This window comes from Streptomyces sp. NPDC047002 (genome assembly GCF_040704505.1).
GTDB lineage: Bacteria > Actinomycetota > Actinomycetes > Streptomycetales > Streptomycetaceae > Streptomyces.
In genome coordinates this window covers 25380-42929 of the sequence record NZ_JBEYWC010000029.1, presented here as the reverse complement: position 1 = coordinate 42929, position 17550 = coordinate 25380, and the positions used below count along the sequence as shown (strand labels likewise).

Genomic DNA, 17550 nt, shown 5'->3' with positions numbered 1-17550 from the left:
GAGGCCATGCGGTGAACACCCTGCCGCAGCAGCTGGCCAACGGGCTGTTCCTCGGCTCGATGTACGGGCTGATCGCCATCGGCTACACGATGGTGTACGGCATCGTCCAGCTCATCAACTTCGCCCACGGCGAGATATTCATGACCGGAGGCTTCGGCGCACTCACCGTCTGGCTCTGGCTCCCCCACGGCATATCCATGTGGATAGCCGTCCCCCTCATGCTCGTCGGCGGGGCCCTCGTCGCCGTCCTCATCGCCGTCGGCGCCGAACGCTTCGCCTACCGGCCCCTGCGCGGCGCACCACGGCTCGCACCGCTCATCACCGCCATCGGCCTCTCCCTGGCGCTCCAGCAGATCGTCTTCAACCTCTACCCCGACGCCAAGTCCAACCGGCCCTTCCCCCAACTCCCCTTCGGGCCCTACCACCTCGGCTCCATCAGCATCCAGAGCGGCGACGTCTTCCTCATCGCCGCCGGCGTCGTCTGCATGACCGGGCTCGCCTTCTTCGTCAGGACCTCGCGCACCGGCCGCGCCATGCAGGCCACCGCCCAGGACCCCGACACCGCGCGCCTCATGGGCATCAACACCGACCGCATCATCGTGGTCGCCTTCGCCATCGGCGGCCTCTTCGCCGCCGTCGCCGGCATCTCCTACGGATTCAAGTACGGCAACGTCGACTACTCCATGGGCTTCCAGGCCGGCCTCAAGGCCTTCACCGCCGCCGTCCTCGGCGGCATCGGCAACATCTACGGCGCCATGCTCGGCGGCGTCGTCCTCGGCCTCGCCGAGGCCATGGCCACCGCCTACATCTCCGACATCCCCGGCATGGAGCAGTTCGGCGGCCAGGCATGGGCATCCGTCTGGGCGTTCATCCTCCTCATCCTCGTACTCCTGCTGAGGCCACAAGGGCTGCTCGGCGAGCGCGTCGCGGACAGGGCGTGACCACCATGACCACCACAGCAGCACAGCACACCCCGGCACCCGGGACCGGCAGCCAGAGGCCCGGCGCCCTCCCCCTGCCCGAGCGTGCCGCCGAGGCACTCGTCCTCGTCGGCGGACTCGGCACCGTCGTCTCCGCCTTCATGTCCTGGACCTGGACCAGCGACTTCCCCGGCGACCTCACCGTCTACGGATATCCCGCAGGGCTCCAGATCATCACCCTCGTGGCCGGGGCCCTCACCGTCCTGTTCGGACTCGCCCGCCGCCACACCCGCGGCCTCGGCTGGCTCAACCCGGCACGCTCCGCCAACCCCGTCTTCCTCGCCGCGCTCGCCGCGTTCACCGTCACCTGGTTCAGCGCCCTCGCGATCGCCATCGACCTCGGCGGACTCGTCAACCTCGACCCGGGCGCCTACGTCGCCGCGGTCGCCGGACTGATCGCCCTCCTCGGAGCCCTCGGACTCCCCCACGAAAACACCGGCGTCAAGGCGTACTTCACCAAGGCCGACCACATCCCGCGCGCCGCGCTGCCCGCCCCCTGGGCGCAGCGCGTCATCATCACCCTCTGCGCCGCCCTCGCCCTCGTCGCCTTCAGCTACGGCATCGGCATCGACGACGACGACAGCGAGACCTTCATCGGCTTCGCGCTCCTCGTCATCTTCGCCGCCTGGGCCCTCAACGCCGCGGGACTCTTCGAGCGGTTCTCCGAACTCAACGGCCGCCACAAGGGGTTCGCCACCGGCATGGCCTTCCTCGCCGCCGTGGCCTTCCCCTTCACCCAGGCCGACGACCACAACGCCAACCTCGGCGTCAACATTCTGATCTTCGGCACCGTCGCCCTCGGCCTCAACATCGTCGTCGGCCTCACCGGCCTCCTCGACCTCGGCTACGTCGCCTTCCTCGGCGTCGGCGCCTACGCCGCCGCGCTCGTCTCCGGCAGCCAGTACTCCAGCATCCACATCCAGTTCCCGTTCTGGGCCGCCGCCCTCACCGGCATGGCCGCCTCCCTCGTCTTCGGCGTCCTCATCGGCGCACCCACACTCCGCCTCCGCGGCGACTACCTCGCCATCGTCACCCTCGGCTTCGGAGAGATCTTCCGCATCGCCGTCAACAACCTCGACGGCAGCTCGGGCCCCGACGTCACCAACGGGCCCAACGGCATCTCCAACATCCCCGACCTGAACCTCTTCGGCTTCGACTTCGGGAACGCGCACGACCTCGGCGGCTTCACCATCGGCCGCTTCGCCAACTACTTCTTCCTCATGCTGCTGTTCACCGCGATCGTGGTATTCGTCTTCAAACGCGCCGCGGACAGCCGCATCGGCCGCTCCTGGGTCGCCATCCGCGAGGACGAGACCGCCGCCACCGCCATGGGCATCAACGGCTTCCGCGTCAAGCTCATCGCCTTCGCACTCGGCGCCACCCTCGCCGGACTCGCCGGCACCGTCAGCGCCCACGTCACCTACAGCGTCGTGCCCACCCCGTACCAGTTCGCCGGAGCCGCCCCGCCCAACTCCGCGTTCCTCCTCGCCGCCGTCGTCCTCGGCGGCATGGGCACCGTAGGCGGACCCATCCTCGGCGCCGTACTCCTCTACCTCATCCCCGAGAAGCTCGGCTTCCTCCAGAACTACGAACTCCTCGCCTTCGGCATCGCGCTCATCCTCCTGATGCGCTTCCGCCCCGAGGGCATCATCCCCAACCGGCGCCGCCAGCTCGAATTCCACGAGACCGGCCAACTCGACGTCCCCGAAGACGGGCTCCCCGCGGGCACCGTCGGTGTCACCAAGGCGGAGGCATAACGACCATGAGCACCACCGCCACCGCCCCCGGCACGCCCGCGGCCACCACCGTGCTGAACGCCACCGACGTCACCATGCGCTTCGGCGGCCTCACCGCCGTGCGCTCCGTCGGCCTCACCGTCGACAGCGGCGAGATCGTCGGCCTCATCGGCCCCAACGGCGCAGGCAAGACCACCTTCTTCAACTGCCTCACCGGCCTCTACGTCCCCACCGAAGGACGCGTCACCTACCGGGGCACCGTCCTGCCGCCCAAGCCCCACCTCGTCACCAAGGCGGGCATCGCCCGCACCTTCCAGAACATCCGCCTCTTCGCCAACATGACCGTCCTGGAGAACGTCCTCATCGGACGCCACACCAGGACCAAGGAAGGGCTCTGGTCCGCGATCCTGCGCGGCCCCGGCTTCCGCAAGGCAGAAGCCGCCTCCCGCGAACGGGCCATGGAACTCCTGGAGTTCACCGGCCTCCAGCACAAGGCGGACCACCTCGCACGCAACCTCCCCTACGGCGAGCAGCGCAAGCTCGAAATCGCCCGCGCCCTCGCCAGCGACCCCGGGCTCCTCCTCCTCGACGAGCCCACCGCCGGCATGAACCCGCAGGAGACCCGCACCACCGAGGAACTCGTCTTCGCCATCCGCGACCGGGGCATCGCCGTCCTCGTCATCGAGCACGACATGCGGTTCATCTTCAACCTCTGCGACCGCGTCGCCTGCCTCGTCCAGGGCGAGAAGCTCGTCGAAGGCACCCCCGAGGTCGTCCAGGCCGACGAACGCGTGGTCGCCGCCTACCTCGGCACGCCCTACGAGGAAACCCCCGCGAACCCCGACAACAGCACCGAAAGCACCGCCGGCACCGACAGCACGGCCGGCACCGGCACCGCCGCCCCCGCCGCGCACGACACACCGGACGGAGACGACCGATGACCGCACTCCTCGAAGTCGAAGACCTCAAGGTCGCCTACGGCAAGATCGAAGCCGTCAAAGGCATCAGCTTCTCCGTCGAGGCGGGCCAGGTCGTCACCCTCATCGGCACCAACGGCGCCGGCAAGACCACCACCCTGCGCACCCTCTCCGGGCTCCTCAAGCCGTCCGCGGGACGCATCACCTTCGACGGAAAGCCCCTCAACGGCGTACCCGCCCACAAGATCGTCGCACTCGGCCTCGCCCACTCCCCCGAGGGCCGGCACATCTTCCCCCGCCTCACCATCGCGGAGAACCTCCTCCTCGGCGCGTTCCTCCGCACCGACAGGGCCGGCATCGAGAAGGACGTCCAGCGCTCCTACGACCTCTTCCCCATCCTGGGCGAACGCCGCAAACAGGCCGCCGGCACCCTCTCGGGCGGCGAACAGCAGATGCTCGCCATGGGACGCGCCCTGATGTCCCAGCCCAAGCTGCTCATGCTGGACGAACCCTCCATGGGACTCAGCCCCATCATGATGCAGAAGATCATGGCGACCATCGCCGAGCTCAAGACGCGCGGCACCACCATCCTGCTCGTCGAGCAGAACGCCCAGGCCGCGCTCTCCCTCGCCGACCAGGGACACGTCATGGAGATCGGCAACATCGTCCTGTCCGGCACCGGACAGCACCTCCTCCACGACGAGTCCGTCCGCAAGGCCTACCTCGGCGAGGACTGAACGGACACCGGCCGCCACCGGCACCGCACGCGAAGAGGCCCGCCCCGGAACCACATCCGGAGCGGGCCTCCCCGCACCCGCACCACCGCGCGCGGGCTACTTCGCCTTCTTCTCCTCGGCGTCCTGGATGACCGCCTCGGCGACCTGCTGCATCGAGAGGCGCCGGTCCATCGACGTCTTCTGGATCCACCGGAACGCCGCGGGCTCCGTCAGCCCGTACTGCGTCTGCAGGACCGACTTCGCGCGGTCCACCAGCTTCCGCGTCTCCAGCCGCTGCGTGAGGTCCGCGACCTCCTGCTCCAGCTGCCGCAGCTCGGTGAAGCGCGACACCGCCATCTCGATCGCCGGCACCACGTCCGACTTGCTGAACGGCTTCACCAGATACGCCATGGCCCCGGCGTCCCGCGCCCGCTCCACCAGATCGCGCTGCGAGAACGCCGTCAGCATCAGCACCGGCGCGATCGACTCGGCGGCGATGCGCTCCGCCGCCGAGATCCCGTCGAGCACCGGCATCTTCACATCGAGGATCACCAGGTCGGGCCGGTGCTCCCTGGCCAGCTCCACGGCACGCTCGCCGTCCCCGGCCTCGCCGACGACGGAGTAGCCCTCCTCTTCGAGCATCTCCTTGAGGTCGAGACGGATCAGCGCCTCGTCCTCCGCGATGACGACGCGCGTCGTCAGCGGCGGGACATGGGCCTTGTCGTCGTCCTCGACGGGCTGTGGCGAGTCGGGGGTGGTCACGGGGCTCCTCGATTCACGGCGGGGCGGTGCTCTCCATGAGCCTACCGATCTGCGATAGGCTGAGACTCGGCGGGTCACCCTCCACCCTCCGATTCCAAGGCCCCAGTACTCCAACTGGTCAGAGAGGCCGCTCTCAAACAGCGGACAGTGTGGGTTCGAATCCCACCTGGGGCACATTTCCTTCATTTCGAAGGTTGGGCCTCTCGGGGTGCGCGACACCCGTTCGAGCTAACTTCCGGCGCCTCCGCCCCCCCTCGTCGGGGCGCCTCTCGACAATCGACCGCATGTACGACATGCAGACGCGCCTACGCGCACTCGCCCTCGTCGACGAGGGACTGAGCCTCAACACGGTCGCCCGGCGTACAGGCATCTCGCGCGCGGCTATCCGCTCCTGGCAGACCCGCCCCGAGGCCCGGCCGCGGATGAGCGCGCAGACAGAGCCGTGCTTCCGCTGCCGCGCCGCCCCGGCCCCGCCCCAGGACCCCGCCGCCTACGCCTATCTCCTCGGCCTCTACCTGGGTGACGGCTGCATCAGCCCCCAGGGGCGCAGGGGCCACAACTTACGCATCTTCTGCGCCGACGCATGGCCCGGGTTGATCGTCCAGTGCCGCGCCGCTGTGCGCACCGTGCGGCCGGCGAACGGCGTCTGGACCACACAGCGGCAGGGCTGCGTCGAAGTGGGCAGTTACGACCGACACTGGCCCTGCCTCTTTCCGCAGCACGGCCCCGGCAGGAAGCACGAGCGGCGGATCGTACTGGAAGAGTGGCAGCGGGCGGTCACGGACGCGTGCCCGTGGGAGTTCGTGCGAGGGCTCGTGCACTCCGACGGGTGCCGCGTCACCAACTGGACGGAGAAGGTCGTCGGCGGCGTCCGGAAGCGGTACGAGTATCCGCGGTACTTCTTCACGAACCGCTCCGCCGACATCCGCGCGCTCTACACCGGCGCCCTCGACCGCGTGGGCGTCGCCTGGAAGTCCTGCCACCAGCGGCGCACCGTGCAGAACATATCCGTCGCGCGGCGGGACGCCGTCGCGTTGATGGATGCCCATGTGGGGGCGAAGGGCTAGCGCGGGCTGTCGTCCTCGCCCACGTGGTGGACGCGGACGAGGTTGGTGGTGCCGGGGACGCCGGGCGGGCTGCCCGCGGTGATCACGACGGTGTCGCCGCGGCGGCAGCGGCCGAGCCTGAGGAGCATCTCGTCGACCTGTTCGACCATCGCGTCGGTGGTCTCGACCCGGGGGCCGAGGAAGGTCTCGACGCCCCAGACGAGGGTGAGTTCGGCCTGGGTCGCGGGGTCGGGGGTGAAGGCGAGGAGTGGGATGGGCGAGCGGTAGCGCGCGAGCCGCTTGGCGGTGTCGCCCGACTGGGTGAAGGCGACGAGGAAGTCGGCGCCGAGGAAGTCGCCCATCTCGGCGGCCGCGCGGGCGACGGCGCCGCCCTGGGTGCGGGGCTTGGTGCGCTCGGTGAGGGGCGGGAGGCCCTGGGCGAGCACGGTCTCCTCGGCGGCCTCGACGATGCGCGCCATGGTGCGGACGGCCTCGACGGGGTGGGCGCCGACGCTGGTCTCTGCGGACAGCATGACGGCGTCGGTGCCGTCGATGACGGCGTTGGCGACGTCGGAGGCCTCGGCGCGGGTGGGCCGGGAGTTGTGGATCATCGATTCCAGCATCTGCGTGGCGACGATGACGGGTTTCGCGTTGCGCCTGCCGAGCGTGATGGCGCGCTTCTGGACGACGGGGACCTCTTCGAGGGGCATCTCCACGCCGAGGTCGCCGCGGGCGACCATGATGCCGTCGAAGGCGGCGACGACGGCGTCGATGTCGTCGACGGCCTGGGGCTTCTCGACCTTGGCGATGACGGGTCGCCGTACGCCTTCCTCGGCCATGATGCGGTGGACGGGGTCGATGTCGCGGCCGCTGCGCACGAAGGAGAGCGCGATGGCGTCCGCTCCGGCGCGCAGGGCCCAGCGGAGGTCGTCGGCGTCCTTGTCGGAGAGCGCGGGGACGGAGACGGGGACGCCGGGGAGGTTGAGGCCCTTGTGGTCGGAGACCATGCCGCCTTCGATGACGGTGGTGTGGACGCGGGGGCCTTCGACGGCGGTGACCTCCAGGGTGACCTTGCCGTCGTCGACGAGGACGCGTTCACCGGCTGTGACGTCGGTGGCGAGTCCGTGGTGGGTGGTGGAGCAGGTGGTGCGGTCGCCCTCGTGGGGGTCGACGGTGATGGTGAAGGTGTCGCCGCGTTCGAGCAGTACGGGGCCTTCGCGGAATCGGCCGAGCCGGATCTTCGGACCTTGAAGGTCGGCGAGGATTCCGACGCTGCGGCCGGCTTCTTCGGCGGCCTTGCGTACGCGCTGGAGGCGGTCCTCGTGGTCGGCGTGGGTGCCGTGGCTGAGGTTGAGGCGCGCGATGTCCATTCCGGCTTCGACCAGGGCTTTGATCTGGTCGTACGAGTCGGTCGCGGGGCCCAGGGTACAGACGATTTTCGCTCGGCGCATACACCGAGCGTAAACCTTACCCAGCGGTAGGGAATTGGACCCGCGTGACTCCTCAACAACCTTTGCGTGAAGCCTTGTTGCCGGGTGGCGAAGTGTGCGGAAGGCCGCTCCGATGAGCGTTTCGAAGGGCCTTCCGTCACGTTCCGTGGCGCTCAGTAGGAGGCGAGGATCTGCTCGGTCTTGAAGGCGTTCTCCGGCAGGAGCCAGCCGTGCGCGTCGAGTGCGTCCTCCAGGTCGCCGCGGAGGGCGACGGCCTGGGTCAGGGTGGTGGCGTCCGCGCTGAGCTCGACCCAGTACGGGCTGCCTGCGGGCGCGCCGCGCATCGGTGTGACCTGGAGTTCCGCGGTGTGGCCCGCGACGGTGGCCGGGTAGTCGGTCTGGACGACGGGGCCGTAGATGTGGGCGCCGGCGAGGAGGTCCGCTGCGAAGTTCTTGGCGCCGAGGTCGTCGAGCTTGCCCGGCAGGTCGTGGACGACGTCGTCGCGCGCGTCGGCGGGGCTGGGGAGCTGTCCGCGCCCGAGGCCGTCCGCGTCGGCCTTCTTGCCGTCGGAGAAGTCGAGGGTGGCCTGGTCGTAGCTGAGGTCGACCTGGGCGTCGTAGTCGTCCTCGCCCGCGTCGAAGGAGTCGTCGGCGGCCTGGTCGAGGGCGTCGGCGAGGGCGTCCGCGTCGGTGCCGTCGCCCGCGATGCCGTACCGCTTCTTGTAGGTCTCCTTGACCTTGTCGTCGGTGTCGTCGTGGCGTACGCGGACGCTCCAGCCCTCGTTCTGCAGCTGGCGGCTGTCGGAGTCGAGGTACTCGGCCGCCTCGACGCCGGAGGCCGCGCCGAGGCCCAGCGCACCGGTGGCGGCGGCGAGCGGGGTGCCGCCGGGGGTGAGGACCTGGGCGGGGTCGAGCAGCAGCTTGATCTGGAAGGTGGGCTTCGCGGGCTCGGCGGCGTGGGCGGGTACGGTCCAGGCCGCGGCGAGCGCGGCGGCAGCGGTGACGACGCCGAGCCGGAGGCGGCGGTGGGGACGGGGGGCGGTGGTCCGGTGCGCACGGGTCATGCCCGTGATCGAACCGGGGGCGGGGAAACGGCCTGTCACCGCGGCGCCAACGCCCGTTGAACACTCGTCACCCGGCCCTCGCAGCGGGCCCGGTGGGCGCGGGGGCCGGTCGGCTCAGGCGGGTTCGACGAGGGGGACGAGGCGCAGGGGCGCGTGCTCCGTGCCGTGCCGTGCCGGGTCGTCGAGCCCGAAGGTGGTGAAGGCGGTGCGGTGGGGCTGCGGGTAGGCGGGGACTTTGGTGAGGTGGTTGAGGATGGTGGCGCTGCGCCAGGCGGCGAGCCCGAGGTCGGGGGTGCCGACGCCGTGGGCGTGGGCGCCGGCGTTCTGGACGTAGACGGAGCCGCTGACGGCGGGGTCGAGGACCATGCGGTGGTCGCCGTCGATGCGGGGGCGCCCCGCGGAGTCGCGGCGGATGTGGGCGTCGAGCCCGGCGAGCAGCCGGTCGGCGGGGCGCTCGCGGTAGCCGGTGGCGAGGACGACCGCGTCGGTGGTGAGGCGGGTGCGGCTGCCCTGCTGGAGGTGTTCGAGGTGGAGTTCGACCCGGGTGGTCGCGACGCGTCCTGCGGTGCGGACGCGGACGCCGGGGGTGAGGGTGGCGTCGGGCCAGCCGCCGTTCAGGGTGCGGCGGTAGAGCTCGTCGTGGATGGCGGCGAGGGTGCCGTGGTCGATGCCCTTGTGCAGCTGCCACTGCCGGGGCACGAGGTCGTTCCTGGTGTGTTCGGGCAGCTGGTGGAAGTAGTGGGTGTAGTCGGGGGTGAAGTGTTCGAGGCCGAGCTTGGAGTACTCCATGGGGGCGAACGCCTCGGTGCGGGTGAGCCAGTGGAGGCGTTCCGCGCCGGCGGGGCGGGCGCGCAGCAGGTCGAGGAAGACTTCGGCGCCCGACTGGCCGGAGCCGATGACGGTGACGTGTCCCGCGCGCAGCAGCCGGTCGCGGTGGCGGAGGTAGTCGGAGGAGTGGATGACGGGGACCGCGGGGTCGTCGGCGAGCGGGGTGAGCGGTTCGGGGATGTGGGGCGCGGTGCCGATGCCGAGGGCGATGTTGCGGGTGTACGCGCGGCCGAGGGCCTCGGCTTCGCCTTCGGGGTCAAGCTGGGTGAAGTCGACTTCGAACAGGGCACGTTCGGGGTTCCAGCGTACGGCGTCGACCTGGTGGCCGAAGTGCAGTCCCGGGAGGTTGGCGCTGACCCAGCGGCAGTAGGCGTCGTATTCCGCGCGTTCGATGTGGAAGCGCTCGGCGAAGTAGAAGGGGTAGAGGCGGTCGACGGAGCGCAGGTAGCTGAGGAAGGACCAGGGGCTGGCGGGCTGGGCGAGGGTGACGAGGTCGGCGAGGAAGGGGACTTGGAGGGTGGCGCCGTCGATGAGGAGGCCGGGGTGCCAGGTGAAGGCGGGGTTCTGCTCGTAGAAGGCGGTCTCGATGCGGCCGGGTACGCCGTCGGCGAGGGCGGCGAGCGAGAGGTTGAAGGGGCCGATGCCGATGCCGACGAGGTCCTTGGGCCGCTCCCCCGCGGGCGCGCCCGGCGGTGTGTCCCGCGGGGCCGCGACCGGGTTCGCGGTGCGCGGTGTGTCCCGCGGCGCGGTGTGCGGTGTGTCCTGCGGCGTCCCGCCGGGGCGCGCGGTCCCTGGTGCGTCCTGCCAGTCCCCCGCGGGACGCGCGGGCCCCGGTGCGTCCTGCCATGTCCCGCAGGGGTGCGCCGCCCCCGGTGCGTCCTGCTCGGTCCCGCCGGGGCGCGCGGTCCGTGGCGCGTCCTGCCGGGCTCCTGCGGGACGTGCGGTCCCCGGTGTGTGCTGTCGGGCCCCTGCGGGGGCGGCGGGGGTGCGGTGCGGTGGCGGGGTGGTGCGGGTCATCGGGGGGTGCTGCCTTCCACGAGGGTGTCGGCGAGGTGTTCCACACGGGTGAGGAGCGCGCCGAGGTCGTCGGGGGTGGTGTGGGGGTTGAGGAGGGTGGTCTTGAGCCAGAGCCGGCCGCCTGCGCGGGCGCGGCCGAGCACGGCGGTGCCCTCGGTCAGCAGGGTGCGGCGGATGGCGGCGACGGTGGTGTCGGGCAGGGGGGTGTCGCCGGGGCCCGTGGGCCGGAACAGCACGGTGGTGAGGGTGGGTGTCTCGTACAGTTCGAGCCGCGGGTGTTTCGCTATGGCCTCGGCCAACTCCTGCGCGCTGTCGCAGAGGTGGTCGACGAGTGCGCCGAGTCCCGTGCGGCCGAGCGCGCGCAGGGTGACGGCGATCTTGAGGATGTCGGGGCGCCTGGTGGTGCGCAGGGAGCGGCCGAGGAGGTCGGGGAGGCCCGCTTCGGTGTCGTCGTCGGCGTTGAGGTAGTCGGCGGTGTGTTCGAGGGGGGCGAGCAGGGCGGTGTCGGGGACGGCGAGGAGTCCGGCCGCGACGGGCTGCCAGCCGAGTTTGTGCAGGTCGAGGGTGACGGTGTGGGCGCGGGCCAGCCCGTCGAGCAGGTGGGCCCTGCGGGGGCTGAACAGCAGGGGCGCGCCGTAGGCGGCGTCGACGTGGAACCGCGCGCCGTGCCGGGCGCAGAGGTCGGCGATGGCGGGCAGGGGGTCGATGGCGCCGGTGTCGGTGGTGCCCGCGGTGGCGGCGACGAGGAGGGGGCCGCGCAGGGTGGTGAGGGCGTCGTCGAGCGCGGCGAGGTCGAGGGTGCCGCCGGGCGCGGGGACGGTGACGGGCTCGGGGAGGCCGAGGAGCCAGGCGGCGCGGGTGACGGAGTGGTGGGTGTGTTCTCCGGTGACGACCTGGACGCCGCCGCCGGTGCGGGCGTGCGCCTCGCGGGCGAGGAGGAGGGCGAGTTGGTTGGACTCGGTGCCGCCTGTGGTGACGAGGGCGTCGGGCGCGGGCGCGTGGCCCGGGTCGGCGCCGCGGTAGACCTCGGCGGCGAGGGCGCGGGTGACGAGGGCTTCGAGGGCGGCGGCGGCCGGGGCCTGGTCCCAGGAGTCGAGGGACTGGTTGAGCGCGGAGGCCGCGAGGTCGGCGGCGACGGCGACGGCGAGGGGCGGGGTGTGCAGGTGGGCGGCGCACAGCGGGTGGCCGGGGTCGGCGGCGCCCGCCGCCATGCTGTGGACGAGGGTGGTGAGGGCTTCGCCGGCGCCGGCGCCGTGCTCGGGCAGGACGGGGGTGGCGGCGGCGAGCACCTGGGCCGCCGTGGCTTCGGGGCCGCCCGCGGGCAGGGGCCTGCCGCGGCGTTCCGCCGCGCCTGAGGCGAGGGCGTCGAGGACGGTGGCGACGAGGGGCCGCAGCGCGTCGGGGCCGTGGCTGCCGCCCGCGAGCGGCGGCAGCGGGCTGCCGGGTGTCGGGGGGTGCGGCGGGGTGGTCATCCTGGCCCTTCTGCGTGGTCGGCGTCACCGTGCCCAACGACCGGCACCCGGATGGGGTATTGCCCTGGCGGGTTTTGTACGGCTCCGCGCGGCGGGCCTGGGACGGTGCCCGGTGCGGGTGGTGGCGCGCGCCCCGGTGGGGACGGGCGCCGTCGCGCCCCGGGGTGGCGGGGTGGGGAAGGCGCGGGCGGGGCCGTGTGCCACGGCCCGCCCGGTCGGGTCGGGGGCCGCGGCGGGCTGCCGCGGCCCCGGCGGGTCAGCCGGTGCTCGTCTCCCTGACGCGCAGGGCGCGGCGCAGGTCGTCGAGCTGGTCGACGAGCTTGCGGCGCAGCGCGGGGTGCACATCGTCGCCTTCGAGGCATGCGGTGCCGAGCCGCAGTGTGTTCTCGTCGACGGCGTGGGCGGGGAAGGCGTAGCGGCCTGCGGCAGCGGCGATGGCGGGGCCTCTGCGGGCGGCGAGTGCGACGGCGGCGGGGAAGTAGCGGGGGACGAAGTCGGCGACGAGGTCGGCCTGTTCGGGTTGCCAGAAGCCCTGGGCCACGGCGGTGAAGAGGTAGTTGGACAGGTCGTCGCCGTCGAAGAGGCGGGCCCAGGCGGCTTCCTTGGCGTCGGGGTCGGGCAGGGCGGCGCGGCAGCGCGCGGCGCCCTCGTGGCCGCCGGCGCTGGGGTCGCGGGCGAGTTCGGCCGCGATGTCCTTCTCGGTCGCGGCGCCGAGGACGGCGAGGCGGGTGAGGACGCGCCAGCGCAGTTCGCGGTCGAGTTCGGGGCCGCCGGGGACGTGTCCGCTGTCGAACCAGTCCTGGATTCCGTCGGGTTGGGTGGCCACGTCGATGAAGTGGCGTACGGCGGTGAGGCGCAGCCCGGGGTTGTTGCCGTCCTCGGTGCGGCGGATGAGGTCGCGGCAGAGCGCGGTGAGGGTGGCGAGGGCGGCGTGGCGCTTCTCGGGGAGGGTGTAGCTGTCGGCGATCTGGCCGCAGGCGAAGGCGAGTACGCCCTGGACGACGGCGAGGTCGGTCTCGTGCGGGAGGTGGTTGCGTGCGGCGTCGAGGTAGACGTCGGGGACGAGTTCGCCGTCGCGGACCATGTCGCGTGCGGCGTTCCACACCACGGCGCGGGTGAGGGGGTCGGGTACGGCGGAGAGCGAGGCGAGCGCGGTGTCCCAGGAGGCGGGGTCGAGGCGGATCTTGGTGTAGCTGAGGTCGCCGTCGTTGAGCACGAGGAGCGCGGGGCTGCGGCCTGGGAGGGTGGTGGGGGCGCTGTCGCCGTCGGCGGGGACGTCGATCTCGAAGCGGTCGCGGGCGACGAGGCGCCCCGCGTCGACGATGTCGTGGTCGTAGGCGGCGACTGCGATGCGGTGGGGGCGGCTGCCGCGGTGGGCGGCGGTGAGGGTCCAGTCGGCCGCGGTCGCGGTGGTGCGGGGGGTGAGGGTGTCGACGCCGGTGGTGCGCAGCCAGGCGGCGGCCCAGGCGTGGACGTCGCGGTCGGTGGCCGCGGCGAGGGAGTCGACGAAGTCGGCGAGGGTGGCGTTGCCGTACTTGTGGCGGGAGATGTGCCGGTTGACGCCGGCGAGGAAGTCCTTCTCGCCGAGCCAGGCGACGAGTTGGCGCAGGGCGGAGGCGCCCTTGGCGTAGGAGATGCCGTCGAAGTTGAGCATGGCGGACGCGGTGTCGGGCACGGCGTCGGGCTCGGGGGCGACGGGGTGGGTGCTGGGGCGCTGGTCGGAGTCGTAGCCCCAGGGCTTGCGGCCGACGGCGAAGTCGACCCAGGTGTCGGTGAAGCGGGTGGCCTCGGCGAGGGTCTGGTAGCCCATGTACTCGGCGAAGGACTCGTTGAGCCAGATGTCGTCCCACCAGGCGAGGGTGACGAGGTCGCCGAACCACATGTGGGCCATCTCGTGGGCGATGACCATGCCGCGGCTCTGGCGTTCGGTGTCGGTGACGGCGGAGCGGTAGATGAACTCGTCGCGGAAGGTGACGAGTCCGGGGTTCTCCATGGCCCCGGCGTTGAACTCGGGGACGAACGCCTGGTCGTAGGAGTCGAAGGGGTAGGGCTCCGTGAACTTCTCGTGGTAGCGGTCGAAGCAGGCGCGGGTGAGGGAGAGGAGCTCGTCGGCGTCCTCGCCGAGGTGGGGGGCGAGGGAGCGCCGGCAGTGGAGGCCGAAGGGGATGCCGGCGTGTTCGGTGCGCACGGAGTGCCAGGGCCCTGCGGCGACGGCGACGAGGTAGGTGGAGATGAGGGGGGTGGTGGCGAGGGTCCAGCGGCCGCCGCCGGTGTGCGTGGCGATGCCGTTGCCGAGGACGGTCCAGTTCTCGGGGGCGGTGACGGCGACGTCGAAGACGGCCTTGAGGTCGGGCTGGTCGAAGGCGGCGAAGACGCGCTGCACGTCCTCCATGAACAGCTGGGTGTAGAGGTAGGTCTCGCCGTCGGTGGGGTCGGTGAAGCGGTGCATGCCCTCACCGGTGCGGGAGTAGTGCATGTCCGCGTCGACGCGCAGCTCGTGCTCGCCGGGCGTGAGCGCGGTGAGGGGGTAGCGGTTGCCGGTGAGCGCCGCGGGGTCGAGGGGTTCGCCGTCGAGGGCGAGGGAGCGCAGGGTGGCGGGCTTGAGCTCGACGAAGGTGTCCCCGGCCGCACGCGCGGTGAAGTGGATGACGGTGCGGGAGTCGAAGGTCTCGCTGCCGGTGGTGACGTCGAGGGCGACGGCGTACCGGTGGACGTCGATCAGCTGTGCTCGGGTTCGCGCTTCGTCGCGCGTCAGTACGGACATGGGCCCATGCTGCCCGATGTCGGGCGGGCCGCGCAGTACGGTTCCGCGCTCTTCCGCCGGGCGCTGCGTGCGGTGACGGAGGGTGCGCGGGGCGTACGGTCCTCGGGTGTGCGCGGGCTCGTGCGGCGCGGTGTGCGGTGCGTGTCCTGGCGCACGGTCGCCGCGCTTGGCCGCCCGGTGGCGTAGGGGCGTGCGGGGGTCCGCGTACGGTACCGGCGCGGGGCGGCGGCGGGACCGTGCGGCGCGGGGCGGCGCCGTAGAGTGGGGAGCGGCTGACCGCCTCCGGGGGACCTGGGCCGGGCAGGCCCGCATCGGCGGGCGTAGGGGGTAGGGCGTGGCGAACGGCAGCGGTGCGGGCGTGGTGCACGGGTTTCCGCATCTCGACACGGTGCGGGAGGCCGTCACCGCGCTGTACCGGCGGCTGGCGCCGGACGGCGTCCTCGCGTACGCGTCGAGCGTGGCCCCGGCGGACGTGGCGTTCTCCGACGTGGACGACCTGCACCTGGGCACGCAACGGGTGGCGCGTGCGCTGGTGGCGCAGCTGGGGCTGCCGGACGCGCGGGTGATCGTGAGCTTCCGGGAGATGACGCACGCGGCGAGCGTGGAGCTGACGGCGGGGCCCGAGTACTTCGTGGAGCTGAACGACCGGTTCCGCAGGCACAGGCGGGACATCGGGGCGGCGCTCGCGCACGAGATCACGCATGTGCTGCTGCACCGGCTCGGCCTGTCGTTCCCCGGGACGCGGGCGAACGAGATCCTGACGGACACGGTGACGACGTATCTGGGCGCGGGCTGGCTGCTGCTCGACGCGTACCGCGAGGACCGGGACTCCAGCCAGAAGCTCGGCTATCTGACGCCCGAGGAGTTCGGGTACGTGCTGGCGAAGCGCGCGGCGGTGTTCGGGGAGGACCCACGGATCTGGTTCACCAGCCCGCAGGGGTACGAGGCGTACACGCGGGGCGCGGCGCGTGCGCTGCGCGACGAGCGGCAGCCGCCGCTGACGACGGCGGGGCGTGCGGGCAGGCACCGGTACGTGCGGGAACGCAGGTACGCGCTCGACCACCCGGGTGCGCCGGGCGATCCCGCGGCGCCGTACGCGTTCGAGGCGCTCGGGGACGGGCCGCGGGTGGCGTTCGCGTGCCCGACGTGCCACCAGCGGATCCGGGTGCCGGTGCGCGGGCGGGTCAGAGCGCGGTGCGGGCTGTGCCGCACGGTGCTGGAGTGCGACACGTGAGGCCCCGGGGAGGTCCCGGGGCTGTGACGGGATCCTGAGACGGCGAGATGCACGAGGAACTGTTCGCTGCGGTGTACGGGGGCGCAGACGACGTCGTGGTGCGGCTGCTGCGCGCCGGGACCGCGGACGCGCTGGCCGCGGTGGACGGCGAGGGGCACACCGCCCTGTACGCGGCGGCGGTCGCCGACCGGCCCTCCGCGGTGCGGCTGCTGCTGGCCGCGGGCGCGGACCCGCGGGGCGCGTGCGGCGAGGGCGGCGGGGACCTGCCGCTGTGCGGGGCGGCGAGCGGCGGCCACACGGAGGTGGTGCGGGCGCTGCTGGCCGCGGGTGCGGAGGCGGACGCGCGGGAGGCGTACGGGTTCACCGCGGTGGCGTGGGCGGCGGTGCAGGGGTTCGCCGACACGCTCGATGTACTGCTCGAACGGGGCGCAGAACCGGATCTGCCGGGCCCCGGCGGGGAGTTGCCGCTGGTGCTCGCGGCGCGGCGGGGCTCGGCGCGCGCGGTGCGGGCGCTGCTGCGCCACGGCGCGGGCGCGGCGGGCCCCGGCGGGCGCGAGGCGGCGCTCGCCGAGGCGCGGGGCCGGCTCGGTCTCGACGTGGAGCGGGAGTTGCGGGAGGAGCTGGCCGCCGCGTACGGGGAGGGCTTCGAGACGGTCGTGCGGCGGGCGGTGGCGGACGGGGCGGAGACGGTGGCGGTGGAGCTGCTGCGGGACGGGGTGCCGGTGGCGGGCCGGGCCGCGGGGACGGGGCACGCGGCGGTGGTGACGGTGCTCGAAGGGGCGCTGGGGGTGCGGGCCGGGTACGAGGAGCTGGCGGGGCGCGCGCTCGGCTGCGGGGACCCGGGGCGCGACGACTGGCGTGAGGCGGTGGCCGCGCTGGTGGCACAGCCCGCTGAGGAAACGTTTCAGGTGGCCGCGGTGTGGTGCCGCTCCCCCGACGAGGCGCGCCGGGCGCTCGCCGCCGACGTGCTGGCGGGGCTGCCGGCCGGGGGCGCGCGCTCGGAGCGGGTGGCGCGGGTGCTGCGCGAGGTGTCGGCGGGGGCGGCGGGCGCGGGCGGCGCGCTTGCGGGGGCGGTGGTGCGGGCGCTGGCCCGGCACGGCGGCAGGCCGGGCGACGTGGCGCGGCACGCGGCCCACCGGGACGCGGAGGTGCGGCGGCTGGTCGCGGGGGCGCCGCAGCTTGCGGCCGAGGCGGGCCTCGGCACGCTGGCCGCGCTCAGCTCCGACCGGGTGCCCGCGGTGCGGCGGGCCGCTGTCGCGGCGCTGGCGGCGGCGGACTCGGCGGAGCCGCGGGTGCGGGAGGCGCTGGTGCGGCGGCTCGGCGACGCGGACGACGCGGTGGCCGCGGAGGCGGCGGCCGGTCTCGCGCGGCGCGGCGACGAGCGGGCGGCCCCGGCGCTCGCGCGGCTGCTGGCCGGGGCCGACCCGGCGGGCCCGGCCTGGCAGCGCGCCCGCGAGGCGGTGGCGCTGCTGCCTCGGGGACCGGTGCGCAGGTCTCTGGAGCTGACCCCGCCGCGCCGCCGCTGACCGGCACGCGGCGGCCGCCCGCCTCGGTCGCATGTCTTGACATGCGCAGAACTGCTTG

At 72.9% G+C, this 17550-nt stretch carries 13 protein-coding genes and 1 tRNA gene; 8 read left to right on the top strand and 6 right to left on the bottom strand.

The window, feature by feature from the left end; all coding sequences use genetic code 11:
• Positions 1-11 precede the first annotated feature (11 nt).
• From AB0910_RS23910 to AB0910_RS23895, 4 genes are read left to right on the top strand one after another with little or no spacing between them, the layout of a single operon-like run.
• On the top strand, positions 12-941 hold the full coding sequence (locus AB0910_RS23910) for a branched-chain amino acid ABC transporter permease (protein WP_366746670.1): 930 nt from the start codon (positions 12-14) through the stop codon (positions 939-941).
• 5 nt (positions 942-946) lie between these two features.
• Entirely contained in the window at positions 947-2737 is a 1791-nt protein-coding gene (locus tag AB0910_RS23905) for a branched-chain amino acid ABC transporter permease (protein WP_366746669.1), read from the top strand.
• A gap of 5 nt (positions 2738-2742) precedes the next feature.
• A complete protein-coding gene (locus tag AB0910_RS23900; RefSeq protein WP_366746668.1) occupies positions 2743-3657 on the top strand; it encodes an ABC transporter ATP-binding protein in 915 nt (304 codons plus the stop codon).
• Complete coding sequence (locus tag AB0910_RS23895) at positions 3654-4370, top strand: ABC transporter ATP-binding protein (protein WP_366746667.1); 717 nt, start codon at positions 3654-3656, stop codon at positions 4368-4370. Before AB0910_RS23900 ends, AB0910_RS23895 begins: the two co-directional genes overlap by 4 nt.
• Positions 4371-4466: 96 nt before the next feature.
• On the opposite strand, the gene AB0910_RS23890 is transcribed toward AB0910_RS23895, so the two are convergent.
• Positions 4467-5111: a response regulator gene (locus AB0910_RS23890; protein ID WP_366746666.1), complete on the bottom strand. Its 645-nt coding sequence runs from the start codon at positions 5109-5111 to the stop codon at positions 4467-4469.
• Positions 5112-5210: 99 nt separating this feature from the next.
• Here AB0910_RS23890 and AB0910_RS23885 point away from each other — a divergent pair.
• Positions 5211-5285 (top strand) — tRNA-Leu (locus AB0910_RS23885).
• 110 nt (positions 5286-5395) lie between these two features.
• Positions 5396-6178 carry a helix-turn-helix domain-containing protein gene (locus AB0910_RS23880; RefSeq protein WP_366746665.1) on the top strand — a complete coding sequence of 261 codons (783 nt, stop codon included), beginning with the start codon at positions 5396-5398 and terminating at the stop codon, positions 6176-6178.
• On the opposite strand, the gene pyk is transcribed toward AB0910_RS23880, so the two are convergent.
• The 5 genes from pyk to pepN all read right to left on the bottom strand — a co-directional run bounded on the left by pyk (position 6175) and on the right by pepN (position 14732).
• Positions 6175-7608 (bottom strand): pyruvate kinase, encoded by a 1434-nt coding sequence (gene pyk / locus AB0910_RS23875; protein ID WP_366746664.1) that lies wholly within the window; start codon positions 7606-7608, stop codon positions 6175-6177. The genes AB0910_RS23880 and pyk overlap by 4 nt on opposite strands.
• A 152-nt stretch (positions 7609-7760) precedes the next feature.
• Positions 7761-8651, bottom strand: a complete 891-nt coding sequence (locus tag AB0910_RS23870; protein ID WP_366746663.1) for a hypothetical protein — start codon at positions 8649-8651, stop codon at positions 7761-7763.
• Positions 8652-8765: 114 nt separating this feature from the next.
• Positions 8766-10496, bottom strand: coding sequence for a SidA/IucD/PvdA family monooxygenase (locus AB0910_RS23865; protein WP_366746662.1), 1731 nt, complete (start codon positions 10494-10496; stop codon positions 8766-8768).
• Positions 10493-11968, bottom strand: coding sequence for an aminotransferase class V-fold PLP-dependent enzyme (locus AB0910_RS23860; RefSeq protein WP_366746661.1), 1476 nt, complete (start codon positions 11966-11968; stop codon positions 10493-10495). Before AB0910_RS23860 ends, AB0910_RS23865 begins: the two co-directional genes overlap by 4 nt.
• Before the next feature lie 256 nt (positions 11969-12224).
• On the bottom strand, positions 12225-14732 hold the full coding sequence (pepN, locus tag AB0910_RS23855; RefSeq protein ID WP_366746660.1) for an aminopeptidase N: 2508 nt from the start codon (positions 14730-14732) through the stop codon (positions 12225-12227).
• Positions 14733-15066: 334 nt separating this feature from the next.
• On the opposite strand from pepN, the gene AB0910_RS23850 reads away from it, so the two are divergent.
• Positions 15067-15966, top strand: a complete 900-nt coding sequence (locus AB0910_RS23850) for a hypothetical protein (protein ID WP_366746659.1) — start codon at positions 15067-15069, stop codon at positions 15964-15966.
• 47 nt (positions 15967-16013) lie between these two features.
• On the top strand, positions 16014-17492 hold the full coding sequence (locus AB0910_RS23845; protein WP_366746658.1) for an ankyrin repeat domain-containing protein: 1479 nt from the start codon (positions 16014-16016) through the stop codon (positions 17490-17492).
• Positions 17493-17550 lie beyond the last annotated feature (58 nt).

Excerpts from the sequence above, each read along its gene's own strand:
- AB0910_RS23900 (WP_366746668.1), top strand. The coding sequence starts at position 2,743 with ATGAGCACCACCGCCACCGCCCCCGGCACGCCCGCGGCCACCACCGTG.
- AB0910_RS23870 (WP_366746663.1), bottom strand. The coding sequence starts at position 8,651 with ATGACCCGTGCGCACCGGACCACCGCCCCCCGTCCCCACCGCCGCCTC.
- AB0910_RS23895 (WP_366746667.1), top strand. The coding sequence starts at position 3,654 with ATGACCGCACTCCTCGAAGTCGAAGACCTCAAGGTCGCCTACGGCAAG.
- AB0910_RS23865 (WP_366746662.1), bottom strand. The coding sequence starts at position 10,496 with ATGACCCGCACCACCCCGCCACCGCACCGCACCCCCGCCGCCCCCGCA.
- AB0910_RS23880 (WP_366746665.1), top strand. The coding sequence starts at position 5,396 with ATGTACGACATGCAGACGCGCCTACGCGCACTCGCCCTCGTCGACGAG.
- AB0910_RS23860 (WP_366746661.1), bottom strand. The coding sequence starts at position 11,968 with ATGACCACCCCGCCGCACCCCCCGACACCCGGCAGCCCGCTGCCGCCG.
- AB0910_RS23845 (WP_366746658.1), top strand. The coding sequence starts at position 16,014 with ATGCACGAGGAACTGTTCGCTGCGGTGTACGGGGGCGCAGACGACGTC.
- pepN (WP_366746660.1), bottom strand. The coding sequence starts at position 14,732 with ATGTCCGTACTGACGCGCGACGAAGCGCGAACCCGAGCACAGCTGATC.
- AB0910_RS23905 (WP_366746669.1), top strand. The coding sequence starts at position 947 with ATGACCACCACAGCAGCACAGCACACCCCGGCACCCGGGACCGGCAGC.
- pyk (WP_366746664.1), bottom strand. The coding sequence starts at position 7,608 with ATGCGCCGAGCGAAAATCGTCTGTACCCTGGGCCCCGCGACCGACTCG.